The 24,670-nt window shown below is 47.1% G+C and carries 16 protein-coding genes, 1 tRNA gene and 4 pseudogenes; 13 read left to right on the forward strand and 8 right to left on the reverse strand.

What is annotated here, in order from left to right; translation table 11 throughout:
- Nucleotides 1-29: 29 nt before the first annotated feature.
- Entirely contained in the window at nt 30-1,367 is a 1,338-nt protein-coding gene (locus FM037_RS05720; protein ID WP_144045209.1) for an aspartate aminotransferase family protein, read from the reverse strand.
- A 205-nt stretch (nt 1,368-1,572) separates the two neighbouring features.
- Here FM037_RS05720 and FM037_RS05725 point away from each other — a divergent pair.
- Nucleotides 1,573-3,083: pseudogene (locus tag FM037_RS05725) on the forward strand (aldehyde dehydrogenase).
- Between the two features lie 118 nt (nt 3,084-3,201).
- Here the strand turns inward: FM037_RS05725 and FM037_RS05730 are convergent.
- Nucleotides 3,202-4,428, reverse strand: coding sequence for a dicarboxylate/amino acid:cation symporter (locus FM037_RS05730; protein ID WP_407695632.1), 1,227 nt, complete (start codon nt 4,426-4,428; stop codon nt 3,202-3,204).
- A gap of 627 nt (nt 4,429-5,055) precedes the next feature.
- Between FM037_RS05730 and hspQ the strand changes: the two genes are divergently transcribed.
- Both hspQ and FM037_RS05740 read left to right on the forward strand, forming a co-directional pair.
- Nucleotides 5,056-5,385: a heat shock protein HspQ gene (gene hspQ / locus FM037_RS05735; RefSeq protein WP_144045210.1), complete on the forward strand. Its 330-nt coding sequence runs from the start codon at nt 5,056-5,058 to the stop codon at nt 5,383-5,385.
- A gap of 1 nt (nt 5,386) precedes the next feature.
- Nucleotides 5,387-5,704 carry a hypothetical protein gene (locus FM037_RS05740; protein WP_144045211.1) on the forward strand — a complete coding sequence of 106 codons (318 nt, stop codon included), beginning with the start codon at nt 5,387-5,389 and terminating at the stop codon, nt 5,702-5,704.
- 374 nt (nt 5,705-6,078) lie between these two features.
- On the opposite strand, the gene FM037_RS05745 is transcribed toward FM037_RS05740, so the two are convergent.
- Entirely contained in the window at nt 6,079-7,386 is a 1,308-nt protein-coding gene (locus tag FM037_RS05745) for an NAD(P)/FAD-dependent oxidoreductase (protein ID WP_144048847.1), read from the reverse strand.
- A gap of 324 nt (nt 7,387-7,710) precedes the next feature.
- On the opposite strand from FM037_RS05745, the gene FM037_RS05750 reads away from it, so the two are divergent.
- From FM037_RS05750 to FM037_RS05790, 9 genes and pseudogenes are all read left to right on the forward strand, one after another.
- Nucleotides 7,711-8,259, forward strand: coding sequence for a cupin domain-containing protein (locus FM037_RS05750; RefSeq protein ID WP_144048848.1), 549 nt, complete (start codon nt 7,711-7,713; stop codon nt 8,257-8,259).
- Between the two features lie 603 nt (nt 8,260-8,862).
- The gene (locus FM037_RS05755; protein ID WP_144045212.1) at nt 8,863-9,624 is read left to right on the forward strand and encodes a gamma-glutamyl-gamma-aminobutyrate hydrolase family protein; all 762 of its coding nucleotides are present in this window, start codon (nt 8,863-8,865) and stop codon (nt 9,622-9,624) included.
- 3 nt (nt 9,625-9,627) lie between these two features.
- Nucleotides 9,628-10,976 (forward strand): annotated as a pseudogene (locus FM037_RS05760) (glutamine synthetase family protein).
- Between the two features lie 255 nt (nt 10,977-11,231).
- Entirely contained in the window at nt 11,232-12,332 is a 1,101-nt protein-coding gene (locus tag FM037_RS05765) for a polyamine ABC transporter substrate-binding protein (RefSeq protein WP_144045213.1), read from the forward strand.
- 187 nt (nt 12,333-12,519) lie between these two features.
- Nucleotides 12,520-13,620: a polyamine ABC transporter substrate-binding protein gene (locus tag FM037_RS05770; RefSeq protein ID WP_144045214.1), complete on the forward strand. Its 1,101-nt coding sequence runs from the start codon at nt 12,520-12,522 to the stop codon at nt 13,618-13,620.
- Nucleotides 13,621-13,728: 108 nt separating this feature from the next.
- Nucleotides 13,729-14,864: pseudogene (gene potA / locus FM037_RS05775) on the forward strand (polyamine ABC transporter ATP-binding protein).
- 9 nt (nt 14,865-14,873) lie between these two features.
- Nucleotides 14,874-15,779: an ABC transporter permease subunit gene (locus FM037_RS05780; RefSeq protein ID WP_144045215.1), complete on the forward strand. Its 906-nt coding sequence runs from the start codon at nt 14,874-14,876 to the stop codon at nt 15,777-15,779.
- Nucleotides 15,776-16,600 carry an ABC transporter permease subunit gene (locus FM037_RS05785; RefSeq protein ID WP_144045216.1) on the forward strand — a complete coding sequence of 275 codons (825 nt, stop codon included), beginning with the start codon at nt 15,776-15,778 and terminating at the stop codon, nt 16,598-16,600. The genes FM037_RS05780 and FM037_RS05785 overlap by 4 nt, the downstream gene beginning before the upstream one ends.
- A gap of 77 nt (nt 16,601-16,677) precedes the next feature.
- Nucleotides 16,678-17,963: pseudogene (locus tag FM037_RS05790) on the forward strand (NAD(P)/FAD-dependent oxidoreductase).
- Between the two features lie 234 nt (nt 17,964-18,197).
- Here FM037_RS05790 and FM037_RS05795 read toward each other — a convergent pair.
- The 5 genes from FM037_RS05795 to rpsU all read right to left on the reverse strand — a co-directional run bounded on the left by FM037_RS05795 (nt 18,198) and on the right by rpsU (nt 23,110).
- Nucleotides 18,198-18,274: transfer RNA gene (locus FM037_RS05795), tRNA-Ile, on the reverse strand.
- A 362-nt stretch (nt 18,275-18,636) separates the two neighbouring features.
- Nucleotides 18,637-20,481, reverse strand: a complete 1,845-nt coding sequence (gene rpoD / locus FM037_RS05800; protein WP_221937475.1) for an RNA polymerase sigma factor RpoD — start codon at nt 20,479-20,481, stop codon at nt 18,637-18,639.
- A 128-nt stretch (nt 20,482-20,609) separates the two neighbouring features.
- Entirely contained in the window at nt 20,610-22,337 is a 1,728-nt protein-coding gene (gene dnaG / locus FM037_RS05805; RefSeq protein ID WP_144045218.1) for a DNA primase, read from the reverse strand.
- Nucleotides 22,338-22,444: 107 nt separating this feature from the next.
- Nucleotides 22,445-22,888: a GatB/YqeY domain-containing protein gene (locus tag FM037_RS05810; RefSeq protein ID WP_144045219.1), complete on the reverse strand. Its 444-nt coding sequence runs from the start codon at nt 22,886-22,888 to the stop codon at nt 22,445-22,447.
- A 6-nt stretch (nt 22,889-22,894) separates the two neighbouring features.
- Complete coding sequence (gene rpsU, locus FM037_RS05815) at nt 22,895-23,110, reverse strand: 30S ribosomal protein S21 (protein ID WP_142872304.1); 216 nt, start codon at nt 23,108-23,110, stop codon at nt 22,895-22,897.
- 317 nt (nt 23,111-23,427) lie between these two features.
- Here rpsU and tsaD point away from each other — a divergent pair, with 317 nt between their 5' ends.
- Nucleotides 23,428-24,441: a tRNA (adenosine(37)-N6)-threonylcarbamoyltransferase complex transferase subunit TsaD gene (gene tsaD, locus FM037_RS05820; protein WP_144045220.1), complete on the forward strand. Its 1,014-nt coding sequence runs from the start codon at nt 23,428-23,430 to the stop codon at nt 24,439-24,441.
- Nucleotides 24,442-24,670: the final 229 nt, after the last annotated feature.

Genomic DNA, 24,670 nt, shown 5'->3' on the forward strand with positions numbered 1-24,670 from the left:
TGGGTTAAGTGTTTAGCTCAATAAGCCTGTTAATCGGTCGCCCGAATGGCATCGGCTAAGGTGTTGACTATCTGATCTATCTCTTGCTTATCGATAATCAATGGAGGGGAGATGGCGATAATATCCGCGGTGGCTCTCACCAGAGTGCCGTTGGCAAAACAGCGCTCGAAAACATCGAAGCCTCGTTTGCCTACGCCCTGATTACTGGGGGAGAACTGAATCGCACCGACCAGACCTATATTGCGGATATCTATGACGTTTGGCAGATCCTTTAAGCTATGCATGGCATCTTCGAAATAGCCTTCGAGCTCTCTGCTGCGTTCAAACAGCTTGTCATTTTCATAGATATTCAGGGTCGCCAGTGCAGCAGCGGCCGCAACCGGGTGACCCGAATAAGTGTATCCATGGAAGAGCTCAATCCCATCGGGACCCTGCATGCAGGCATCATAAATTTTGTCATCAATAAGCACGGCTCCCATAGGGATCGCGCCATTATTGAGTGCCTTGGCTGTGGTGATAAGATCCGGAGTCACCCCCCAACGTTGGCTGGCAAAGGCATCGCCCACACGGCCAAAGGCTGTGATCACCTCATCGAAGATCAGCAAGATGCCATGTTTCTGAGTGATTTCGCGCAGACGCTTAAGGTAACCTTGCGGTGGCAAGATGACGCCGGCCGAGCCTGACATAGGCTCGACAATCACGGCAGCAATATTTTCTGCCCCATGAAGCGCGACTAACTGCTCGAGCACATCGGCTTTTTCTGCGCCCGTTGTGGGCATGCCACGGGTAAAGGCATTGCCCTGAATATCTAAAGTATGGGGGAGATGGTCGACACCGGGCAGTAGCTGCTGGCTAAACGCCTTGCGATTGCCGCCTATGCCGCCCACCGAAATACCGCCGAAACCTACGCCATGATAGCCAAGTTCACGGCCAATAAAGCGAGTACGAGTAGGCTCCCCATTGGCTCTGTGATAGTTGATGGCTATCTTGAGGGCACTGTCGACGGACTCTGAGCCAGAGTTGGTGAAGAATACCTTGTTCAGGCCCTGGGGACTCATCTGAGCCAGGCGCTCGGCGAGCTCGAATGCCAGCGGATGACCCATCTGAAATGAAGGGGCGTAATCCATCTGTTTAATCTGATGACTTACCGCTTCGGAGATCTCCTTGCGGCCATGGCCTGCATTGCAGCACCATAAACCAGCGGTACCATCGAGAATGGCTCGACCCGAGGTATCTTTGTAATACATACCATCGGCTTCGGCGAGCATTCGGGGATTAGCTTTAAACTGTCTGTTTGCCGTGAAAGGCATCCAGTAATGTTCCAGAGACTGAGCTTCGCTTTCGTTGTGATTCTGAATATCTGTCATATCATCTACCCTGATTCAGTATTAGTTGTTTTTGTGAGCGATTGATATTTTGCATGCTATGTCAGAAATAACGAACATGAAAGCTTTTTGTGCATTTATTTATAGCAAAAATGACGATTTTGTAAAAAATATTGAATTTTTATTGAAACCTAGCCAGATAAAAGCGTAATCTGAGGATCTATTAATCACCCGTCAAGAGGTCATCATGAGTACACCAAGCAGTCGCGAACAATGGCAAAACCTAGCCGATAGACTTATCAGCCAAGGAGAGATCAAGGCCGATGCCTTTATCGGGGGGAGTATTTAGCGTCAGTGTCCGGTGAGCGATTCGATTGTGTCAGCCCCGTCGATGGCCGAGTGCTGTGTCAGGTTGCCAGTTGCGACTTAGAAGATGCCAACATAGCCGTGGCCAATGCCAGAGACACTTTCGACTCAGGAGTGTGGTCTGAACTCGCTCCGGTAAAGCGTAAACAGGTCATGATACGTTTTGCCGACTTGCTGGAGCAAAGCCGAGACGAGCTCGCCTTGCTAGAGACCTTAGACATGGGTAAGCCAATTCGCTACTCGGGTGCGGTCGATGTTGACGGCGCCGCTCGAGCTATTCGTTGGTCCGGTGAAGCTATCGATAAGATTTATGATGAACTCGCGCCTACGGCTCACAATGAGATAGGCATGATCACCCGCGAGCCGGTCGGTGTCGTCGCGGCCATAGTGCCCTGGAACTTCCCCATCTTGATGGCGTGCTGGAAACTAGGCCCTGCCTTGGCAACTGGGAACTCTGTGGTACTGAAACCTTCTGAAAAGTCTCCACTTACCGCGATTCGCATGGCGCAAATAGCCATAGAGGCGGGCATTCCAAAAGGTGTGCTCAATGTCCTACCCGGTTTCGGTCATACGGTAGGTAAGGCCTTAGCGCTGCATATGGATGTCGATACCTTGGTCTTCACTGGTTCGACTAAGATAGCCAAGCAGCTGATGATCTATGCCGGTGAATCAAACATGAAGCGTGTCTGGCTCGAGGCGGGTGGCAAGAGCCCGAATATCGTTTTCAACGATGCGCCAAATCTTAAGAAGGCCGCCGAAGCCGCCGCAGCCGCCATAGCCTTTAATCAGGGCGAGGTCTGTACCGCGGGTTCTCGGCTGTTGGTGGAAGCTGGCGTTAAAGACGAGTTGCTGACATTGATAGCCGAGGAGATGCAAGCCTGGCAGCCGGGACATCCGCTGGATCCTGCCACCACTTGTGGCGCCGTGGTGGATAAACAACAGTTGGATAATGTCTTAGGCTATATAAAATCTGGGCTCGATGAAGGCGCAAAACTCATACAAGGTGGCGAGCAGGTGATGGCAGAATGTGGCGGCGTCTATGTACAGCCGACCATATTCAGTGACGTGAATAACCAGATGACTATCGCTAAAGAGGAGATCTTCGGTCCCGTGCTATCTGTGATTACCTTCGATGGCATGGAGCAAGCCATATCAATCGGTAACGACAGTATTTACGGCCTGGCCGCAGGTGTCTGGACTTCGGATATCAGCAAGGCTCATAAGACCGCCAAGGCGCTGCGTAGCGGTATGGTGTGGATTAACCATTATGATGGCGGCGACATGACGGCACCGTTTGGTGGCTATAAACAGTCTGGCAACGGCCGCGACAAGTCACTGCATGCTTTCGATAAGTACACTGAAATAAAAGCGACTTGGATTATGTTGGATTGAAGGCTTAAGGTTCGAGGAGCTAGGATCTAGAACCTTAACTTCCCAAAAAAGCCCCTCTACGTTTTGGTAAAGGGGCTTTTTTATCGCCAATATTTATGACTAATATTCGTGATCCAGACTATTTATTTTCTGGACTGAATCTATCCATTACTACTGCGCAAACTGCGTCGCCTGTAATGTTCAGAGAGGTACGGATCATGTCAAATATACGATCCAGAGCGAACAAGAGTGGTAGGCCGTCAATCGGGATCCCGGCAGCAAGTAGTACGGCGACAACGAGGAAGGAGGGCCCTGGCACGCCGGCTTGACCTATGGCGCCCAGTGTCGAAGTGAAGATAATGGCAGCATAGGCTGTCATGGTCAGATCGACGTGATACATCTGAGCGAAGAACATGGCGACCAAGCCATAGTAGATAGCGTTCCCCGTCATGTTGATGGTCGCGCCCAGTGGTAATACGAAGGCTGTGGTTGCCTTGGAGACATTGAGCTCCTCTTCACAGGTTTCCATGGTGACTGGCAATGTCGCCATAGATGACGCGGTAGATAGTGCCATCGCCTGAGGCTTCTTCATCGCCGAGACAAACTTCATCACAGGGACGTTAGAGAAAAGCTTCACTACTAACGGAAAGAAGATGAAGGCATAGATGAGAATCGCCACCACGAATACAAGGAATAGCTTCAATACGACTTCTAGAGCCTGAAACCCGAATGAACCCACTGATTCAGCCATCAAACCAAATACGCCCAGAGGCGCAATGATCATCACGCAATTGATCATCCATACGAAGGCTTCTACTACAGTATTGAGGCCCTTGATAATCGGCTTAGCACCATCGCCTTTCACTTTACTTAATGCGATACCGAAAAAGATACAGAAGACCAAGATCTGCAGAATATTTCCCGAGGTCATAGACTCAAACACATTGGTCGGGATCATGCCTATCAGAGTATCTATGGCACTAGGAAGCGTGCCTTGCTCGGCAGTGACTTGAGCTAGTGATTGACCGTGTGCGCTAAAGTCTATGCCAGCTCCGGGTTTAAAAATATTTCCCATGACCAGTGCCAGCGTGACGGCAACGCCTGAGGTGATAATGAAGAAGGCAAAAGTGCCGATACCTATCTTACCCGCAGAAGGGCTATCACCTAAGCTGGCGGCGCCGGCGATAATGGATACTACGACTAAGGGAATGACCAGCATCTTAATCAGGTGGATGAAAATGGTACCCAGAGGCCCAAATATGACGGCATCCTCTCCCATGTAGAGGCCCACTAAGGCACCAATTATCATGGCGATAACCACCTGAATACCTATGTTATTGATTAATTTTTTATCTCGAATTGCCACGCTAACCCCGTTGTTAAACTGATCTGTAAAGCTTTTTTTAAGGGACGTAAAGCTATCACACCAGTGTATCTGACACTGTGAAACAGCACTTAACTAGGGGATTAACTCATCCTTATATAAATAAAAGCACCTTTCATTGTATTATCGTTGAAAAAGGATAGGTAAAATTCGCTTATCGTTAATATAGGTTGAGTTTCAGCAAGGCTTTTTTTGATATCTGCATCTACCGCTGCTTATTTGTCCGAAAATCTAGGTTGTTTTTCCTCATACAGTGAGTTTGCTTCGAATGAAGCTTGAGGACATTTTCTGGTTTAACTTCTAGCTGAGTGGATGTTGGCTAGTGAGTGTTAACGTTTACCTTTAAGGTTATCTATTACTTCCCTACGGGAGATGTGCACTTTCACTTTGAGAAGGCATCTGCGATGCGCCGCGAACCCTTGATTTCATACGAGTACATCTGATCTTATTCTCTGCATACTTTTAATTTTCAATCTTTGAAAATAACTGTTAATAGCTATAAATTCAGCTAGATACTATGCGCGCATGCGAAATAATAGCTTTATTAATTGTGCACGCGCACTGTACAGCTATTATTAGTCTAATCAGCTTGAAAATGGAGAAGATTGTATGGGAACGGTAACAAATATAACCAATGCAAAGTTTTCCGTTGGCGACTTAATTCACCACCGGCTTTTTGGCTATCGTGGAGTTATTGTCGATGTTGATTTGAACTTTCAACTAACTGATAGTTGGTATGAACAAGTTGCTAAGTCTCGACCTCCAAAAAATAAGCCTTGGTATAGTGTCTTAGTTCATGAGAGTTCACATTCAACTTATGTGGCCGAACAAAACTTAGCGCCTGATGATATTTTGGAACCTATTAGCCATCCAATGCTTAAACAGTATTTTTCAGAGCTAGAAAATGGTCGATATATTAGTAACAGGCCTATTAATTAACATGGCAGCAGCGAATGCGTTAAATTACACGAGGGGTATGATGAAAACACTCATAGTTTCTGATATTTTTGGAAAAACGTATGGTTCACAAATTCGCAGTAACAGGTATGTGGAACCAAGATTTCCGATAGATCTGATTTTTCTAGCATCTGAATCTCACTTTTCAGTAAATGAACTTATCGCAAACCTCACTGGTACCGATAATGTATCAATCAGACAAGTCCCTTTTCTTCATGGTTTCATGAATCAGCACTCTGAAAATTATGATCAAAGTGGGTACAATCAGGAAATTAAGGTATTGCGTAAAAATGTCATTTAACAAAGTACTGTCATGGGACTAAAAAATGCTGCGTGATTTTTAGCTCTGCTGAGTAAGTTATTTTTTAATCAATCTGTTTTAAATTAGACGCTCAGCCAATAAAACTAAAATCGAAGAGGTAAATACTCAGGTGTGAACGCGGCTGTGACCTTCGGTTTCAGGGATGAAACCGCAGAGCGTATAGGGACATATTCACAGCGTGTCACAGAAGTGTTGGCACATTCCTCGCCGGACAGGCGGTAGATAACAATGCAATATTGGTATGCAGAATACTGCCAAGTACCATACCAGCCCAATGAAACCAAACTAAAAAGAGACTTGAAACTTGTTATCCGACAAGTCCCTACCTTGGTGACAAATTTAAAGATATTTTTCTAAAAAATATCCAACATCCTATGGTAGAGCATGCCTGCCGCCAGCATGGGCGATCTGAATGTTGGCCCGCCGGGGAAGGTCATATGTTGCACCTTGTCGAAGATATCGAAGCGTCCGGCTTGGGCTGTCAGGGCTTCACTGATGAGTCTCGCTGCCATATGGGTGGCGTTAACGCCGTGACCCGCATAGGCCTGGGCGTAGAGGATATTAGGGCAATCAGGTAGTCGGCCAATCTGGGGCAGGCGGTTCGCGCCTATGCCTATCATGCCGCCCCACTCGAAATCGATTCTAATTCCTTTGAGTTGCGGGAAGACCTTTTCTAAGTTCGGCCTGAGAGCCGCTTCGATATCTTTAGGATCTTTGCCTGAGTAAGTGCACAGACCACCGAAAAGCAGGCGGTTATCTTCTGATAGATGGAAGTAATCCAGATCGATACGCATATCGGCGAAGGCCATATTCTGCGGGATGATTGTTTTGCACTGTTCGTCGGTTAATGGCTCTGTGGCGAGCAGGTAGCTCCCGGCCGGTAGCACCTTGCCACCGACATAGCTGTCGAGCTTGTGGCCAATATAGGCGTTCCCCGCCAGGACTAAGTACTGACAGTTCACTTCACCTTTGGCAGTGAGCACCTTGGGCTTATCGCCCTTGATAATTTTTTCTGCGGCGCTGTATTCATACATCTTCACCCCAAGCATACGAGCGACCCTAGCTTCGCCCAGTGCCAGATTGAGTGGATGAAGGTGACCGCTGTTCATATCGACCAGAGCCCCCTCATAACAATCTGAGCCTATGACCTGACTGATGTCTTGCTTCTCGAGGATTTTAAACCCCTCTCCTCTGCCTTGGGATACTAGGTCTTCATAGTCTTCATAAAGCTCTTTCATGTGCCTGGGTTTGGTGGCTAAGTCGCAATATCCCATCTGCAGATTGCAGTCTATCTTGTGTTCTTTGACTCTCTGCCTGACGATGTCGACGGCTTCGAAGCCCATCTGGTTGATGGCTTGAACGCCTTCTTCGCCTATGATGTCTCGGAACTGTTCAATATTATGGCCAATGCCACGTATCAGCTCTCCGCCATTGCGTCCCGATGCTCCCCAGCCTATGCGTTTCGCCTCTAACAGGGCCACCGAAAATCCTTTCTGGGCTAATTCTATGGCTGTGTTGATGCCACTGAAACCACCACCGACGACACAGACATCTACCTTGATAGATTCTTGCAGTTGCGGGTGCTCATATAGCTCCTTGGCAGTATCGAAATAGTATGACGAGGGGTATTGGTCGCTGTGAACCGGGCGCTTAACTAGCATCATATCTCCAGATTTTTTGTTATTAGATCTTGTTATTCGTTGATGACTATTGGGCTTGGCTATTCTTGTTTAGTACGGCTTTATTACTGTTTGATCAGCACTGATTTGTTATTACTTATTATCTATTAGCCATTGAGAATTAACCTGACTTAGCACAGTATGTTTTTGCAATTAAGCTAGAGTCATATATAATTCACGGGTGTTGTTTATATTTAACATGCTTTTTTGTTTGATACAAATTAGTATGAAGAATAATCTGCACATTTTTTATCCTAGATTAATAGTAATAAAGAATAATTAAGCATTCTTACAGGAGATATGCATTTGGATATTGGAGCTAGCCTGAAAGTTATCCGTAAACAGAAAGGTCTGTCGCAACGAGAACTTGCTAAGAGAGCTGGAGTGACCAATAGCACCATCTCTATGATTGAGAAAAATAGTGTCAGTCCTTCGGTGAGCTCATTGAAGAAGGTGCTGTCCGGTCTGCCTCTGTCTCTGGTTGATTTCTTCTCTATGGAGGGGAACGGTGAAAGCGAGGCCAAGGTGGTGTACCGAAGTGACGAGCTATTGGACATAGGTGACGGCAACTTAGACTATAAGTTAATCGGACGAGATTACCCTAATCGCGCCATGTCGGTAATGAGTGAGACTTATCCTCCCGGTTCCGACACAGGTGCAGAGATGCTCAAGCATGAGGGTGAAGAAGCGGCCATGGTGCTCGAAGGCAAACTCGAGCTCACGGTAGGGGATGAGGTTTTTATTCTCGAAGCCGGTGATAGTTATTACTTTAACAGTGAGTCTCCCCATAGATTCAGAAATCCATTCGATGAAGAGTGTAGGCTGGTGAGTGCCACGACTCCTGCCAATTTCTAATACTAATTTGTTCAGTTGAGTGATTTGCTTTTAGATACAATAAACTCGATGGTATCTGGGTGCGGTTTTCCGCACTTTTCACCTATTTTAGCCTTATTCCTTGCTTCCTGCTTATTTCCTCCCTGTTTTATCCCTTTCGCCTTGGCGTGATCCATTCTGTCTTATGGCTACTTTCTAGCAGATTCAAAGTTTACTGCCGTTAGCATCTAGACTTTTATGCTGTTATTTATAAACATTCAGTATAAATAGTGATTTACAGCTTAGTAAATAATCAATTAATTGAATATTCGATGTAAATAATATTGGTCAATGTCAAGCGGTTACCGTGATCTATATCGCTAAAGTTAACTCAGTAGATTTCCATTTAAAACTGATAAATTGCTTGTATCTAGTACTCATTCAATATCTCATTTTGACTAAGTGGTTGTTATTAAGTTGTTTGTTGTATTTGTTGTTATCATTTCAAATTGTATTCAATTAGCCTCTTGCCTGTTTGCTATTTTCAGTGTAGTGTTTGAAAAACTGAACAGTTGCTTAATGTGTGTTCACATACTTGAGCAAGTGTGAAAGATAAAATAAAAAATATAACAATAAAGGTGATTTATGTCGGATGCAGGGCTTGCTGTCATTGGGGTGACGGCGTGCAATCAGGATTTAGGCTTACATCCATTCAATATAGTCGGTGAAAAGTACCTGCTTAGTATCGCGGACGCGACTAAGGCTTGGCCATTAGTCATTCCTGCATTAGGTCATTGTCCGGCGGAGCTAATCTTACCTCGTCTGGACGGCATTCTCTTTACCGGTTCTCCTTCAAATATCGAGCCCCATCACTTTCAGGGCCAGCCAAGCGAGGCGGGTACTCACCACGATCCTAAACGCGACGCTACAACTATGCCCTTACTCAAGGCGGCAATCGATGCCGGTATTCCTGTGTTGGCGATTTGTCGTGGTTTTCAGGAGATGAATGTGGTCTTCGGTGGCAGTTTGCACCAGAAATTACATCAAGTGGGTGGCTTTATCGAACACAGAGAAGATAAGCAAGAGCCAGTCGAAGTGCAGTATGGCATCTCTCACGAGGTGCACATTGAACCTGGAGGATTGCTCCATGAGGCATGGGGCCGTAGCTCCGCAGAGGTGAACTCTGTGCATACCCAAGGCGTCGATCGTCTGGGTATTGGGTTACGGCCAGAAGCATATGCCCCAGATGGTTTAGTAGAGGCATTCTCTATTAAAGATGCAAAGAATTTTGCACTGGGCGTGCAGTGGCATCCTGAATGGAAGGTGTTAGACAATCCGTTTTATACCTCAATTTTTAACGCTTTCAGTGTTGCCTGTGAACGTCGTGCAAACAGCCGAACGAGATAAAAAATGAAAAAATTAACAGCTTATTTAAAAGAACAAAAAATAACAGAAGTTGAATGTGTCATCTGTGATATGACAGGAATCGCCAGAGGCAAGATTGCGCCGGTGGATAAGTTTATCGATGAGAAGGGCATGCGTATGCCCGAGAGTGTACTGCTGCAGACGGTGACCGGGGATTATGTCGAAGATGAGCCCTATGATGCCCTGTTAGATAAGGCCGATATCGATTTTATCTGTGTGCCCGACGAGAATGCCGTGTTCAAGTTACCTTGGACCATAGAGGCTACGGCCCAGGTTATTCATGATACCTATGACAAGATGGGCAATCCTATAGAGTTGTCTCCGCGAAACGTGTTGAAGAAGGTGCTCAAGCTCTATGAAGATAAAGGCTGGAAGCCGGTGGTTGCACCAGAGATGGAGTTTTATCTGACTCGTCGTAATGAAGATCCCGATCAGCCGTTGATCCCCCCGTGGGACGCAGTGGTCGTCAGGAGTCAGGTAGACAATCTTTCTCTATCGATGCGGCTAATGAGTACGATCCCCTATTTGAAGATATGTATGACTGGTGTGAGATCCAAGGTTTAGATATCGATACCCTGATCCATGAAGAGGGCACGGCCCAGATGGAGATTAACTTCAGTCATGGTGATGCCCTGTCTCTTGCCGATCAGGTGTTTGTATTTAAACGCACCTTGCGTGAGGCGGCACTTAAACACAATGTCTGCGCCACTTTTATGGCCAAGCCTGTAGCCGATGAGCCTGGCAGTGCCATGCATCTCCACCAGAGCATAGTGGATGCCAAAACCGGTAAGAATATCTTCTCACTGAATGATGGTACCAAGGGCCCGCTGTTCTATAGCTATATCGGTGGTCTGCAGAAATTTATACCCGAGTTATTGCCCTTACTCGCCCCTAATGTGAACTCATTCAGACGCTTCCTTCCCGGTACTTCTGCGCCTATCAACCTCGAATGGGGGGAAGAGAACAGAACCTGCGGTCTGCGTATTCCCGAGTCTTCTCCGCAAAACCTGAGAGTTGAGAATCGCATCGCTGGAGCCGATGCCAACAGTTATCTGTCTATCGCCGCCAGCTTGTTAGCCGGCTATATAGGCATGATTGAGGATGTTAAGCCATCTACGCCAGTTCAAGGGCGCGCCAATGAGAGCCGTCAAAGTATCAGCTTGCCTCTGACACTAGAGGAAGCCCTAGGGGTTATGGCTGAAAGTGCCGCGTGTCGTGAATACCTTGGAGAGGCGTTTACCACAGGTTATATCGCGGTGAAACAGGCGGACCTTGCCAGTTATAAACGAGTGATCAGCTCCTGGGAACGTGAGTTCCTACTGTTAACTGTTTAATCGAATAGGGAGCCGTTGGGGCTCCCTTAAGTTTGAATTTTAAAGTGAGTTAACCCATTAGAGAAAATGAAATAAGCGTCAAGCAGTCAATTGGGCTTGATGTGCAGTAATGCCATGTTAGCAGGTTTACATGGCAAGCGGTCGGTGCGGTTTTTAGGTGTAGCATTGGAAAATAATAAAATCGATTTTTATCGGTAACACAATGACTAACAGTTAGTTTATGGCTATCTGTAACACGCTAGAATGGAGAGATAAATGGATCTTTTTAAAACGCTGAAAACATCATTTTTGGTCCTCTTCTGTACTTTAGCCGCTGCTGGAGTTCATGCCGAAGAGGTGCTGAAGGTTTACAACTGGAACGATTATATTGCTAAGGACACCTTAGCAAACTTTCAGAAAGAGACCGGGATTCGGGTCATATATGATGTGTTCGATAGCATGGAGGTGGTGGAGGCTAAACTGCTTTCAGGCCATTCTGGCTATGACATAGTGGTGCCGTCCAATGACTTCTTAGCTAAGCAGATTAAGATGGGCGCTTTTCTGCCTTTAGATAAGAGTAAGCTGACTAACTTAGGCAATTTAAATTCAGATCTTATGCAGCAGCTTGAGAAAGCCGATCCGCAAAATAAGTTTGCTGTGCCTTATTTGTGGGGAACCACTGGGATAGGTTACAACCTGGAAAAGGTCAAGGCTGTGTTAGGGCAAGAGCCACCATTTGATTCTCTGGAGCTTCTCTTTAACCCCAAGTATGCCGAGAAGATATCCAGCTGTGGTTTCTCCATGATGGATTCTGCCGATGAGATGATTTCTCAAGCGCTCACTTACCTCAAACTCGATCCTAACAGCACTAATCCTGATGATTATAAGCTGGCTGGTGAAGCGATAGCTAAGGTTCGTCCCTATGTGACTTACTTCCATTCATCTCGTTATATTACCGATCTGGCTAATGGCGATATCTGTGTGGCCTTTGGCTTCTCTGGCGACGTATTTCAGGCGGCGGCGAGAGCCGATGAGGCGGGTAATGGTCAGAAGATTAGTTACTCGATAGCAAAAGAGGGTGCGAATCTTTGGTTCGATATGCTGGCCATCCCATCGGATGCTGAGAATGTCGATAATGCCCACCAGTTTATTAACTATCTGCTGCGCCCTGAAGTGATTGCTGAGATCTCTAATTATGTGGCCTATGCCAATCCCAACGATAAGGCACAGCCCATGGTAGATGAAGCTATCTTGAGTAATCCGGGGATCTATCCCAGTCAGGAAGTGATCAACAACTTGTATATCCGCGAAGTTAGACCTTTGAAGATACAGCGCAAGATGACCCGAGCCTGGACTAAAGCCAAGTCAGGTTATTAACAGAGAAAAGAGGAACTTATTCATTAGTTAACACATTTTTTAAAGGATTTGAAACGATTAGCAGGGCACTGCCGATGCAGTTTTAAGCTGTAGCATTGGTCAAAAATAAAAACTAAAACCGGCATGACCGGAAACAATGACAGACAGCAGGCTTAGGCCTGCTGCTACGCTAAATCAAGGAGATACCATGAAGCTATTAAAGAAGATGACCACACTTGCGCTTTTGGGAGCGGGTGTATTTGCCAGTACAGGAGCCATGGCCGAAGAGGTTGTTCGCGTCTATAACTGGTCTGATTATATTGCCGAAGACACTTTAGCTAATTTCGAGAAAGAGACTGGGATCCGTGTCATCTATGATGTGTTCGACAGTAATGAAGTGGTCGAAGCTAAATTGCTCTCTGGCAGTTCGGGTTACGATATTGTGGTGCCATCGAATAGCTTCCTGGCTAAACAGATCAAGGCCGGAGCATTTCAAAAACTAGATTCTAATCAACTGCCAAACCATAAGAACTTAAATCCTGAGCTGATGAAACAGCTGGAAACGGCTGATCCAGGTAATCAGTATTCGGTGCCATATCTATGGGGAACCAATGGTATAGGCTATAACGAAGCTAAGGTCAAAGCTGTATTAGGTGACGATGCGCCGCTGGACTCTCTTGAGCTGATTTTTAATCCTAAGTATGCAGAAAAATTAACCTCATGTGGCTTAGCATTGTTGGACTCAGCCGATGAGATGGTTCCAATGGCTATGCTCTATCTTGGTTTAGATCCCAACAGCACTAAGTCTGAGGATTTTAAGAAAGCCGGTGAAGTCTTGGCTAAAGTTCGTCCCTATATCACTTACTTCCACTCTTCTCGTTATATTACCGATCTTGCTAATGGCGATATCTGTGTCGCATTCGGTTATTCGGGAGATATTTTCCAGGCGGCGGCTCGTGCCGAAGAGGCCGATAATGGTCAAGTGATTAGTTATGCCATTCCGAAAGAGGGGGCTAATCTTTGGTTCGATATGCTGGCGATCCCTGCCGATGCTAAAAATGTTCAGAATGCACATACCTTCATCAACTACCTGCTTCGTCCTGAAGTGATAGCCCCTATTACTAACTATGTGGCCTATGCCAATCCTAACGTAGCCGCTCAAGAGTTTGTAGATAAAGAGATCTTAAACGATACCTCCATCTATCCCAATGAAGAGATCCTCAAGCGCCTTTATGTGGGTGAGGTTCGTCCGTTGAAGGCCCAGCGAGTGATGACTCGCGTCTGGACCAAGGTTAAGTCAGGTTATTAGAAGGTAAGGGCAAGCCTGTGGGTTTGCTCTTTTTTGTCTAAATCTCTTTTGTTATTCAATTTGATATTACCGTAGGCACTGTCACAGTGCCTGTTGTGGAGAAGTAATATGGTTAGCAACGCAGGCGTCGTCATTAAACCAACAACAAAGACGCAAGGTGAGCTACTGCTTAAGGTTGAGCGGGTCAGCAAATTATTCGATGAGGTCCGAGCCGTCGATGATGTGTCACTGAATATATATAAGGGAGAGATCTTCGCCCTTTTGGGTGGCTCAGGCTCAGGCAAGTCCACCTTGCTGCGTATGTTGGCGGGTTTCGAGAAGCCCTCCGAGGGGCGCATTATCCTCGACGGAGTCGACATTACTGATATGCCGCCCCATGAGCGGCCCATCAACATGATGTTCCAATCCTATGCCCTGTTTCCTCATATGACGGTGGAAAAAAATATCGCCTTCGGTCTGCAGCAGGACAAGCTGCCGAAAGAGGAGATAGCGCAAAGGGTCAAGGAGATGCTCAAGCTCGTGCATATGGAAGATTATGCCAAACGTAAACCCAATCAGCTCTCTGGCGGTCAACGTCAACGAGTCGCCCTCGCTCGCTCTCTGGCTAAGCGACCTAAGTTACTCTTACTCGATGAGCCAATGGGCGCATTGGATAAGAAGCTTAGAACCGAGATGCAGCTGGAAGTGGTCGATATTCTCGAAGAGGTCGGGGTGACCTGTGTGATGGTGACTCACGATCAGGAGGAAGCCATGACTATGGCGGAGCGTATCGCCATCATGCATGAGGGCAAGATAGTGCAGACTGGCTCGCCCATGGATATCTATGAGAGCCCCACCTGCCGTATGGTGGCGGAATTTATCGGTTCTGTGAACCTGTTCGAGGGTGAAATCATCGTCGATAAGCCGGATCATGCCATCATACAATCTCCCGATTTAACGCAACAATTCTATATCAGTCACGGCGTCTCGACCAATGTCGATGATAAACGCGTCTGGTTAGCAGTAAGGCCAGAGAAGGCGCGTATCAGCCGCGAACAACCGGACGGTGAATATAACTGGTGCCGAGGTGAGGTTGAAGATATCGCCTACCTTGGGGGATCTCTGTCTACTATATTCGACTGAGCAATAAGCAAGTGATCCAGTCCATGATGACTAACAGAGAGCGTCGCTCGGATCCGCCGACATGGCAAGACAAGGTATTCATCAGCTGGGAGGCCACCAGTGGAGTGGTTCTCAGATCTTAAGGTGGCATCATGAAAAGATCATTAAAGTTTAGATTACCCAAGGGAAAATACTGGACCATAGGCTTGCCTTATTTCTGGTTACTCCTATTTTTCGCCCTCCCGTTCGCCATCGTACTGAAAATTAGCCTGTCGACGGCAGCCATCTCGATCCCTCCCTATGAGTCTCTGGCCAGTTATGCCGATGAGTCATTGCAGATCATGCTCAATCTGGGGAATTACCTGCTGATCTTCGAAGACTCCCTGTATGTTCAGGCTTATCTGGGGTCAATCAAGATGGCCTTTATCACCACTCTAGGCTGCTTGTTGATCGGTTACCCCATGGCTTACGCCATTGCCAGAGCCCCGAAGAAAAATCAAGGGCTATTGATTTTATTGGTGATGTTGCCATCTTGGACCTCATTCCTCATTCGGGTTTATGCCTGGATGGGACTGTTAAGCAATAACGGGGTGATCAATAATTTCTTAATGTGGCTTGGGGTGATCTCAGAGCCTATTCAGATGCTCAACACTAACTTTGCTGTTTATATCGGCATCATCTACACCTATCTGCCGTTTATGATACTCCCCCTGTATGCGACTCTGTCTCAGCTCGATGGTAGCTTGTTAGAGGCGGCGTCGGATCTGGGCTCCCGTAGCCTGAATACTTTCTGGAGAGTCACCTTACCTCTGTCTAAGGGCGGGGTTATAGCGGGCTCCATGCTGGTGTTTATTCCCGTCGTTGGTGAGTTCGTTATTCCTGAACTCTTGGGTGGCCCCGATTCCTTGATGATAGGTAAGGTGTTGTGGCAGGAGTTCTTCAATAACCGGGACTGGCCCGTGGCATCGGCGCTGGCAATCATCATGTTAGGTCTGTTAATCATTCCTATCACCTTGTTCCATCGCTATCAGGCCAAGAGTATGGAGAGTGACCTATGAGCAGATTAAGCAAGTTGAGTTTCTCTACCATCATGCTGTGGGCGGGGATGTTTTTCCTCTATGCTCCCATGCTTATCTTAGTCATCTACTCGTTCAACGAGTCCAAGCTGGTGACGGTGTGGGGCGGATTCTCGCCTAAGTGGTACGGTGAACTGTTTCGCGATCAGCAGATCTTAGATGCGGTATGGACCAGTTTGAAAGTGGCCTTCTTCGCCTCCACTATGGCTGTGGTATTAGGCACAATGGCGGCGTTCGTGATGACACGTTTCAAACGTTCATGGGGCAAGATAACACTGTCGAACATGATCACAGCGCCTTTAGTGATGCCGGAAGTGATCACGGGTCTGTCGCTGTTGCTGCTGTTTATTCATATGGCAGATCTCTTGGGCTGGCCCAAGGAGCGCGGCATGATGACGGTGTGGATTGCTCACTCGACCTTCTGTGCATCCTATGTGGCCGTGGTGGTTTCGGCTCGCCTGCGTGAATTGGACCTCTCAATCGAGGAGGCGGCTCAGGATCTTGGGGCGACGCCATTGAAGACTTTCTTCCATATCACAGTCCCCATGATCTCGCCTTCATTGGCGGCGGGCTGGCTACTGTCATTTAGCTTGTCTTTGGATGACTTAGTGATAGCCAGCTTCACATCGGGACCAGGGGCGACCACCTTGCCCATGGTGGTGTTCTCGTCGGTGCGTATGGGCGTTTCTCCCAAGATCAATGCCTTAGCTACCCTGATCATTCTGACGGTTTCTTTGATCGCATTTATCTGTTGGTATCTGGCGCGTAGAAGCGAGCGCAAGAACCTGCCACCGGCCATGTAGTTATCTGACATACTCTGGCTTACTTTTGATCTAGGAGGAGTAAGCCACTTTTACTGAATTTAAATTAGGGGAATGATATGCCCAGCGTACCTCACACAGAATCTTATTATGCGGCGTCGGCCAATGACAAGGTCGAACGTGCTCAGCTTAACGACAATATAGAAACCGATGTCTGTATCATAGGTGCCGGTTATACCGGCCTATCGTCGGCGCTACATCTGCTAGAGCTAGGTTACAGCGTCACAGTACTGGAAGCGGCTCGAGTCGGTTGGGGGGCGTCGGGTCGTAACGGCGGCCAGATAGTCAACAGCTTCAGCCGGGATATAGACTCCATAGAACGCACAGTCGGCAAAGAGACTGGTCAGTTATTTGGTGAAATGGCCTTCGAAGGTGGGCGGATCATCAAGCAGTTGATCGCCAAGCACGAGATACAGTGTGACCTTAAAGATGGTGGCGTATTTGCCGCGATGAACAAGAAACAGATGGGACATTTAGAGCATCAAAAAGCACTCTGGGAGAAGCATGGCCACCTTGGACATCTAGAGCTATTAGATGAGCAAGGCATAGGTTCTGTGGTCGGCTCAGAACGCTATATTGGTGGTTTATTAGATAAAAGTGGCGGTCATATCCATCCGCTCAATCTAGCCTTGGGGGAGGCCCAGGCGGTAGAGGGTCAAGGTGGAAAGATCTATGAAAACTCGGCCGTTATTAAGGTTGAGCAGGGCGATAACCCGACTATTCATACGGCACAAGGTTCGGTCAAAGCCAAGTTTGTCATCGTTGCGGGTAATGCCTATCTCAATGGACTTATCCCAGAATTACAGGCCAAGTCTATGCCCTGCGGCACTCAGGTCATCACTACCGAGCCATTGAGTGACGAGCTCGCCGCTAGCCTGTTACCACAAGATTACTGCGTCGAAGACTGTAACTATCTGCTGGATTACTTCAGGCTATCCGGCGATAAACGACTCATCTATGGCGGCGGTGTGGTGTACGGTGCACGAGATCCAGCCGATATCGCGGCCATCATACGGCCCAAGATGCTGGAGACCTTCCCGCAGCTCAAAGATGTAAAAATTGAATATACCTGGACGGGAAACTTTCTGTTGACTCTGTCCCGTCTGCCTCAAGTCGGCCGTATCGGCGATAACATCTATTACTCACAAGGCTGTAGCGGTCATGGGGTGACCTACACTCATCTGGCGGGCAAGATACTCGCCGATGTGATCCACGGACAGGCGACCCGCTTCGATGCGTTCGCCAGCTTGCCACATTACCCTTTCCCCGGGGGCATATAATGCAAGTACCGTTTAGCGCAATTGGTGCCTGGTACTACACCATGAGGGACAAGTTAGGCATCTAGTCCTGCCATAGAAAGTCTGCCATAGAAAAGTCTGGCATAGAAAAAGAGACAAGAGAGTTAATTTTGAGAAAGAGCCTGCAGCCATGCAGGCTTTTTTGTTTGAATAATATCTGGTCTTCTATCAGCCCCCGACCAGAGTCGAACTGTTAGGGCATATGATGACGATTATGAATTGTCTTTTAAATTCCAGACACAAAAAAGCCCGCACTAGGTGCAGGCTTTTTTGTTTTAAATTGGTGGCCCCTCCCAGACTCGAACTGGGGACCTGACGATTATGAGTCGTATGCTCTAACCAACTGAGCTAAGGGGCCTACTAAAGGAAGTCGTCACTACCTGAAGCGACGAGAAGTATACGAGGTTTAAATGCGCTTGTCACCCGTGTTTTGAAGAGAAATGCTAACTTTAAATTCAACTGCTTATCTGTTAATCAATCCGCGGGAAATTTATCTGTTTCTGCTATTTTTATGGGCTGTTAGTTTGTGGTGTAGTCGTGGGGATTCTGCGCTGATTGCTTTTTTACCCGTTTATCTTGGAAGATTGAATTTAATGGGAGTAAGGGGAGGGGCGCATTTTTTGAGGGAGGGGTAATTTAGGAAGTGATGAAGGAAACAAAAAGCCCCGCCAAAATGGCAGGGCTTTCGAGTCTCTACGAGCTAATGCTTAGCGAGTAGACTTACTCGTCAAGGAAAGACTTGAGGATCTCAGAGCGAGAAGGGTGACGTAGCTTACGCAGCGCCTTAGCTTCAATCTGACGAATACGCTCACGGGTCACGTCGAACTGCTTACCAACCTCTTCGAGCGTATGGTCAGTGTTCATGTCGATACCGAAACGCATACGCAACACCTTAGCTTCACGGGCCGTTAGACCTGCTAATACTTCGTGAGTCGCGTTTCGCAGGCTTTCGCCTGTGGCAGAATCCAAAGGTAGCTCGAGAGTGGTATCCTCGATGAAATCACCTAAGTGCGAATCTTCGTCATCACCGATAGGTGTTTCCATTGAGATAGGCTCTTTGGCAATCTTAAGTACCTTACGGATCTTATCTTCAGGCATCAGCATACGCTCAGCCAGCTCTTCAGGAGTCGGCTCGCGGCCCATTTCCTGTAGCATCTGACGAGAAATACGGTTCAGCTTGTTGATTGTCTCAATCATGTGCACCGGGATACGGATCGTTCTTGCCTGATCGGCAATAGAGCGAGTGATCGCCTGACGGATCCACCAAGTTGCGTAGGTTGAGAACTTATAACCACGACGATATTCGAACTTATCAACCGCTTTCATCAGGCCAATGTTACCTTCCTGAATAAGATCCAGGAACTGTAGACCACGGTTGGTGTACTTTTTAGCTATAGAGATAACCAGACGCAAGTTAGCTTCTACCATCTCTTTCTTAGCGCGGCGAGCCTTAGCTTCACCGATCGACATACGACGATTGATGTCTTTGATAGACGCAATCGCGAGTCCGGTTTCTTTCTCGATAATATCGAGCTTGAAGCGACAACGACGAACGTCAGGCTCGATCATCTTTAAACCTTCAGCATAAGGTTTCTTAGAGGCGAGTTCGGCGTCAAACCAGGCTATGCTGCTTTCGTCGGCGGTATAGCCCTTAACGAAGTTTTTCTTAGGCATCTTAGCTTGTTCGACACAGAGCTTCATGATCAAACGTTCTTGAACACGGACCTTATCCATGGTGGCACGCATGTTCTTGACTAAGCGGTCGAACTGCTTAGGCATGAGACGGAATTCTTTAAATAATTCACCAATCTCAAACAGGGCAACGGTTGCTTCAGGATGGCCACGACCTTTGTCTGCGATGATCCTCAGCGTATTCTCATGTACTTCTCTTAGCTGAGTGAAGCGCTCTTTAGATTCTTCAGGATCTGGTCCTTTTGGACCTTCCTCTTCTTCATCTTCATCATCATCCTTCGAGTCATCCTTTGAGTCATCTTTGTCGAGCTCACTTTGTGACAAATCTGAACCAATGTGAGTGGCCGTTGGGGCTATATCAGCGGCATTAGGGTCGATAAAACCTGAGATGATATCGGATAGACGAACTTCTTCGGCTTCATAGCGATCGAACTGATCGAGGATCGAGGCAATCGCTGGAGGGTACTCGGCGACCGATGCTTGAACGGTATAAATTCCTTCTTCGATACGTTTAGCGATAACGATCTCGCCTTCACGGGTAAGAAGTTCAACAGTCCCCATTTCACGCATATACATACGGACTGGATCTGTTGTACGACCAAGCTCGGCCTCTACCGTTGCAAGTGCAGCGGCAGCTTCTTCTGCAGCATCATCATCTGTGCTGTCTTCTGTCATCATGATTTCATCAGCATCCGGCGCCTGTTCATAGACGCGAATACCCATGTCATTAATCATCTGGACAATATCTTCGATCTGGTCTGCATCGACCATATCAGCAGGCAAGTGATCATTCACTTCTGCATAGGTTAAGTAGCCTTGCTCTTTACCTTTAGCTAGCAACAATTTAAGTTGCGACTGAGGAGTGTGCTCCATAGATATCATCCAAGTTGGGTATCGGTTAAAACGACGGGCAATAATTTATCGCCACGCAAATCGTCAATTATAGCCTTGTGCGCTTCCGTGTGCTAGTCCAAGTGCTTAGTTTTAAGACATAAAGTGTCTTAATTTTGCCCTTGTATGACTGCGATCAGCTTGCTTAGCTGAATCCTTTCTTCTTTAGTATGGTTCTGTTTTAGACTCAATTCCTGATATCGCTGCTCAATATATTGATTATTGAGCCAGATCAGGGTTTTTCTAAACTCTTGCTGCAAGTTTTCATCCGCCACTTGATGGTCCCATTGGGTCAGTTTTTTTAGGGTGCCTAATTGTGGAGCATCCCTGTACTGTTCAAGTAGTTGTGCGCTGTTTTTAACTTGTTTACGAGTAATGTCTAGCAAGTGGATCAGCAAATCTACGCCGGCCATCTTGATGTGTTTCAGTGCCGGCTGCACCGGCAGTCCTTCACCTAACATAGGATGTTGTACTAGCAGTGCGATGGCTAGTCGCAATGGGGTTCCTCGTCCTTTTAACGCTTTATTCTGAAGAGTTTGGCCCTGATGTTTAGAGCTGAAACCCAACTTTCTTCTTAACTCATCGGCACCGTTCATTCCGAGTTTATAGGCTAGATTTTCCAGCAGTAGACTCTGTAGAACGGTGTCTTGTACTTTCTCAATTAAACCAATGGCTTGCTTAGCTAATGTCCCTTTATCGGCGCCATGGCGTTGGGCTAACGTTTCAAAAAGAAACTCAGGGAGTGCTTTAGCATCATCAATCTGACTTTCGAATGCTTCTTTTCCTACCTGGCGCACCATAGTATCTGGATCTTCACCTTGAGGCAGGAACATAAATCTAACTTGGTTACCGGGTTTGAGCAGCGGCAATGCGGTTTCTAATGCACGCCATGCGGCTTCGACCCCGGCTCTGTCACCGTCATAACAACAGATGACCTCCTTGGCACTACGCAACAGGAGTTGAAACTGCTCTGCCGTGGTTGCCGTACCGAGAGAGGCGACTGCATAGTCGACATCAAACTGTGCCAGTGCGACCACGTCCATATAGCCTTCGACTATGAGTACTCGCTGTGGATCTCTGTGACGCTGCTTAAGCTCATAGAGTCCGTACAGCTCATTGCCCTTATGAAATATGGGCGTTTCCGGAGAATTCAAGTATTTGGGTGTACCATCACCTAAAACTCTTCCGCCGAAGCCAATAACCCGGCCTCGTCTGTCACGAATCGGGAACATTAACCGGTCGCGAAATCGGTCGTAACGTCTACCGTTATCGTTTTCTATCACCATTCCCGCGGTGAGTAGTTTATCTTGAGAATCCTGACTCTGGCGGTAGCGACTGAGTAAACCATCCCAGCCCTCTGGTGCAAATCCGATATTGAAGTGTTCTATTACTTTCTCGGATAGGCCTCGATGATCCAGATAATCGAGAACTTTTTGTTTGTCTTTATGTTGTCTAAGCTGGCTCTGAAAGTGTCGGCTAGCTTCTTCCATTAATTGATACAGGTCGCGGCTCAATCCTTCATCGCGTCTCTTACCTGTACCTTGCTCTCTGGGCACTTCTAGACCCAGTTGGCCAGCTAGCTCTTCTATCGCGTCGATAAAATCGAGACGGTCATATTCCATGACGAAGTCGATGACATTGCCATGGGCACCACAGCCGAAACAATGGTAGAACTGTTTATCTCTACTGACGGTAAAAGAAGGTGATTTTTCACTATGAAACGGACAACAGGCAGAGTGGTTTTTACCCGCCTTCTTAAGGGGCACCTTAACGTCGATTAAGTCGACAATATCGATGCGAGCTACTAGCTCATTGATAAAATCACGAGGTATCGCCATTAGTTTGGTAAATGCCGCCTTTCGCTATTATCGCGAAATGAAAAACTGAAACAGTACAAACAAACAAGCCGCGCAAGAGCACGGCTTATTTACGCATTATTCTTAAGTTACTTAAGTTTAGCTCTGATCATAGCGCCTATTGCCGCCATATCAGCTCTGCCTAAGACTTTAGGTTTTAATGCGCCCATTACTTTGCCCATATCCGCCATGGAGGATGCGCCCATCTCTTCGATGCTTGCATCAACTAGCACGGCAATTTCCTCTTCAGTAAGAGGCTGAGGCAGGAAGACTTCAAGAATCTTGATCTCTTCTGCTTCAATTGCTGCTAGTTCGTCACGTCCGGCTGCACTATATTGTGTAATCGAATCACGACGCTGTTTAACCATTTTGGTTAAGACAGCTATAGCTTGGTCATCAGTCAGAGTTTCGCGGGTATCCACTTCAATCTGTTTGACGGCGGCTAGCGCCATACGGATAGTCCCCAAGCGTACCTTAGCTTTGGCACGCATAGCGTCTTTCATTTGGCTTTTTAGCTGATCTACTAGGCTCATAATAGATTAGTATAAACGTACGCGACGAGCGTTTTCGCGAGAAAGCTTCTTAGCAAGACGCTTAACTGCAGCGGCTTTAGCACGCTTACGGCAAGTCGTTGGCTTCTCGTAGAACTCACGAGCGCGAACATCAGCTAAGATACCGGCTTTTTCACAAGAGCGCTTAAAACGACGTAGAGCTACGTCAAATGGTTCATTTTCGCGTACTTTAATTATTGGCATACGCCATCACCCCTTAGGTGTAGTTTGTAATGAGTCAATTTTTGACTCAAGTTAATTTAAAAATGGTGCGGAATTCTATACCGAATTGAGCGTGTTTGTAAAGTATATTTCGCGATCATATCCTAGATCCTTTCACCGTCGCGATCCTATTTTAGATCTCGGTTAAGTCATGTTTGGGATATTTCGCGTGTACCCGCTAATAATCACTGTAATTGATACCATTATTAGGAGGACCAAAATCAGCAACAAGTCTATTGGTATAATTAAAGCACAGCAGGTAGAATTAGCAGCCTTTTATGACACTTTGACGGGATACGATGCGGGTTTTAGGTATTGAAACATCTTGCGATGAAACAGGAATAGCCGTTTATGACGACGAGCTAGGCTTGTTATCTCACACATTATATAGCCAAGTAAAGCTACATGCCGATTACGGTGGGGTTGTACCCGAGCTGGCATCTCGCGATCATGTGAGAAAAGTGGTGCCCTTGATTAAGAAGGCGCTTGCCGATGCTAACAGCACAATGGATGACATAGATGGAGTCGCTTATACCACAGGTCCTGGTTTGGTTGGCGCCTTATTAGTCGGTGCCTGTGTGGGGCGCTCATTAGCCTATTCATGGGGTAAGCCTGCCGTTGGCGTGCACCATATGGAAGGTCATCTCTTAGCCCCTATGCTAGAGGATAATGTGCCTGAGTTTCCTTTTCTCGCGCTGTTAGTATCCGGCGGACACTCTATGATGGTGGCCGTTGAAGGTATTGGACAATATGAAGTGCTTGGCGAGTCTGTTGACGATGCCGCAGGTGAAGCATTCGATAAAACCGCGAAACTCATGGGGCTAGATTACCCAGGTGGGCCAAGGTTAGCTAAGCTGGCAGAGAAAGGTGAGACTGGCCATTACCGTTTTCCTCGTCCTATGACGGATAAGCCAGGATTAAATTTCAGTTTTTCTGGTTTGAAGACCTTTGCCGCCAATACGATTGCCAGAGAGCCCGATGATGAGCAGACCCGTGCCAATATCGCACTAGCGTTCGAAGAAGCTGTGGTCGATACACTTTCTATTAAGTGTCGTCGCGCACTAAAACAAACCGGTTATAGCCGCTTAGTCATTGCCGGAGGAGTGAGTGCAAATTCGCGCCTGCGCAGCTCGCTAGCCGAGATGATGCAAAATTTAGGCGGAGAAGTTTTCTATCCCAGAGGCGAATTCTGTACCGATAACGGCGCCATGATCGCTTATGCCGGTTTGCAGAGACTGAAGGCCGGTCAGACAGAGGATTTAGGCGTCAAAGGTATGCCACGCTGGTCCCTAGACTCGCTGCCTCCGCTATAGGTTCTAATATGCTACGAGCTATAAGCTGGAAGAAATAAAAAACACCTGGTTTGCATCTGCAAACAGGTGTTTTTTTGGGTTAGGCTTGCTAGAACTGGACAGCCCCCAGAACCCTAGACATTTGGCAGTCTCATTTTGAAGCTGCTTTAAACGTTTCTGGAATTGGTATTGCTCCCCTTGTGCCTGGCTTTGTTATGGCCCATGTTAACGTGATAAATTTTTAACTCTC

Origin of the sequence: Shewanella psychropiezotolerans, assembly GCF_007197555.1 — a bacterium.
GTDB classification, from domain to species: Bacteria; Pseudomonadota; Gammaproteobacteria; order Enterobacterales; family Shewanellaceae; genus Shewanella; species Shewanella psychropiezotolerans.